This window comes from Tsukamurella soli, assembly GCF_039541155.1.
Taxonomy (GTDB): domain Bacteria; phylum Actinomycetota; class Actinomycetes; order Mycobacteriales; family Mycobacteriaceae; genus Tsukamurella; species Tsukamurella soli.
The window spans coordinates 1-2,872 of sequence record NZ_BAABFR010000205.1; the positions used below are offsets into that span (position 1 = coordinate 1).

At 72.4% G+C, this 2,872-nt stretch carries 1 protein-coding gene and 1 pseudogene; both read right to left on the reverse strand.

The features are described 5' to 3' along the window. Positions 1-183 (reverse strand): annotated as a pseudogene (locus ABD908_RS27000) (ROK family protein); the annotation flags it as partial. A gap of 27 nt (positions 184-210) precedes the next feature. Beyond that, positions 211-2,694 carry an alpha-glucan family phosphorylase gene (gene glgP, locus ABD908_RS27005; protein WP_345001946.1) on the reverse strand — a complete coding sequence of 828 codons (2,484 nt, stop codon included), beginning with the start codon at positions 2,692-2,694 and terminating at the stop codon, positions 211-213. Positions 2,695-2,872: the final 178 nt, after the last annotated feature.

Sequence of the window (2,872 nt, forward strand, 5' to 3'; positions counted from 1 at the left end):
CGTCACGCCGGGCGGGGCGGCGAGCCGCGCCCCGACCACCACGGACTCGATGGCCGCGCCCAGCGCCGCGGCCGACGAGTCCGGTCCGGTGGGCGCGCGCCGACGGGTACCGTCCAGCACCCGCCCGGCCGGATCGACCAGGGCGGCCTCCACCTTGGTGCCGCCCAGGTCGACGGCGAGCACTGCCCTCAACTCACTCCCGTTCCGGGGTCACTTCGCGTAGCGCACGAGCCCCAGCTCCGCAGGACCTGACAGCAGTTCGTGTCGCGGCAGCACCCTGGCGGTGAAGCCGAAGTGCCCCACCGGCGAGGATACCGTCGCCTGATATCGGACGGTGCCGTCCGCGCCCGCCCTCGCGGGGGCCAGCTGCACGGTCGACGTCCCCTCCAGCGCACCCGCCTCGTCGAGCGGCCCGAGCACCGCCTCGACACGCACCTCGCCCACCGCGAGTCCGCCGAGGGCCACGTCCGCCGTCAACGTCACGCCCGCCGGGCCCACGGTGGCGGCGCTGTCCTGCACCGCCACGTCGTCCCACGCCGCGTGGATACGGTCGGCGAACGCGGCGAGCTCGCGGATGTGCGGAGCGGTCGCGCGATACGACTGGGCGGCGGGCCGGTAGTAGTCCATCGTGTACTCGCGGACCATCCGATCTGCGGTGACCTCGGGCCCGGTCACCGCCAGCGTGTGCCGTACCTTCGCGAGCCACTGCTTCGGCACGCCCTGCTCGTCGCGCTGGCCGTAGAACGCGGGCACGACGTCGTTCTCCAGCAGGTCGTACAGCGCAGCCGCCTCGATGTCGTCGCGCCGGCTGGGGTCCAGGCCCACGGCGCTGGGGATCGCCCAGCCGTTCTCGCCGTCGTACAGCTCGTCCCACCAGCCGTCCAGCACCGACAGGTTGAGGCCACCGTTCAGAGCGCTCTTCATGCCCGACGTGCCGCACGCCTCCAGCGGGCGCAGTGGGTTGTTCAGCCACACGTCGCAGCCGTGGTAGAGATACCCGGCCATGCCGATCGAGTAGTTGGGCAGGAACGCGATACGGTGCCGGATCGCGGGGTCGTCGATGAATCCGATCAGCTGCTGCAGCAGGTGCTTGCCGCCGTCGTCGGCGGGGTGGCTCTTGCCCGCGATCACCACCTGGATGGGCCGCTCGGGGTCGAGCAGCAGTCGCCGCAGCCGGTCGGGCTCACGCAGCATCAGCGTCAGCCGCTTGTAGGTGGACACCCGTCGCGCGAAGCCGATCGTCAGCACGTCGGGGTCGAACATCCGCTCCGTCCAACCGAGTTCGGCATCGACCGCACCCCGGTCCCGCCACGCAGCCCGGGTACGGGTGCGCACCTCGTCGACCAGGTTGGCGCGCTGCGTGTTCCGCACGCCCCACAGCACGTCGGACGGGACGGTGAGCGGGTCCGAGAGCGACTCCCGCACGGCGCGGGCGGCCCAGGTGCCGCGGTGCACGCCGTTGGTCACCGAGCCGATCGGCACCTCGGACGGCACCAGGTCGGGCCACAGGCCGGCGAACATCTCGCGGCTGACCTCGCCGTGCAGCCGGGACACGCCGTTGGCGCGCTGAGCGAGCCGGAAACCCATGTGGGCCATGTTGAAGACGCCGGGGTCGGCCTCGGCGCCGAGCGCGATCATGCGTTCGAGGCCCACGGTGGGCAGCAGGACGCACGTCTCGCCGTCGCCGAAGTAGCGGCGCACCAGGTCGGCCGGGAACCTGTCGATGCCGGCCGGGACGGGCGTGTGCGTGGTGAAGACGGTGCTGCACCGCGCCAGCGCCAGCGCCTCGTCGAACGTCAGGTCCTGTTCGGCCATCAGTTCGCGGGTGCGCTCGAGGCCGAGGAAGCCGGCGTGGCCCTCGTTGGCGTGGAACACCTCGATGCCCGGGTGCCCCGTCAGGTCGCAGTACGCGCGGGCGGCGCGCACGCCGCCGATGCCCAGCAGGATCTCCTGGCGCAAGCGGTGCTCGGCGTCGCCGCCGTACAGCCGGTCGGTGACCGAGCGCAGGTCCGGCTCGTTGGCATCGACGTCGGCGTCCAGCAGCAGCAGCGGGACGCGACCGACGTCCGCACGCCACACGATCGCGTGCAGCACCCGTCCGCGATCGAGCGTCACCGACACCGTCAGCTGCTGCCCGTCCGACAGCAGCACCGGCGTCAGCGGGAGCCTTGACGGGTCGAGCTGCGGGTACTGCTCCTGCTGCCAGCCGTCGGCCGACAGCGTCTGCTTGAAGTAGCCCGACCGGTACATCAGTCCCAGCGCCACCAGCGGCACTCCCAGGTCGGACGCCGCCTTGAGGTGGTCTCCGGCCAGGATCCCCAGGCCACCCGAGTAGTTCGGCAGCGTCTGACTGACGCCGAACTCCATGGAGAAGTAGGCAACGGCCCGCGCGCCGCCCGGGATGCCGGCCGCCCAACGGGGCTCGTCGAGGTAGCGGCGCAGGTCCTCGGCCGCGGCATCGACGCGAGCGAGGTAGCCCTCGTCGACGCCCAAGGCGTCGATCCGGTCCTGCGGCGCGGTGCGGAGGGTCTCGAGCGGGTCCAGGGTGGCAGCCCACTGCTGCGGTGCCAATGTGGCGAAGAGGTCCTGGGTGGGACCGTCCCAGACCCAGCGCAGGTTCTGCGCAAGGGTCGCGAGGGGAGCGAGGGAGGGCGGGTAGCTGGGCTCGACGGTAAACGTTCCTGTGACATGCACTGGGCCAGGGTATTAGCTCGGCGCGGCGCGCGTCGGGCGAACCCGTGGTCAGGCGGAGTCGGGCCGAGACGGGCCCTATCGGACTCGGCTACGACGGTGTCGACCCGCGCTGGCGTGGCCCGGGCACGGTCTGCGGCCCTCCCGCCGGTGTGGGCGCGGCCCCCGGCGCCGACACCGG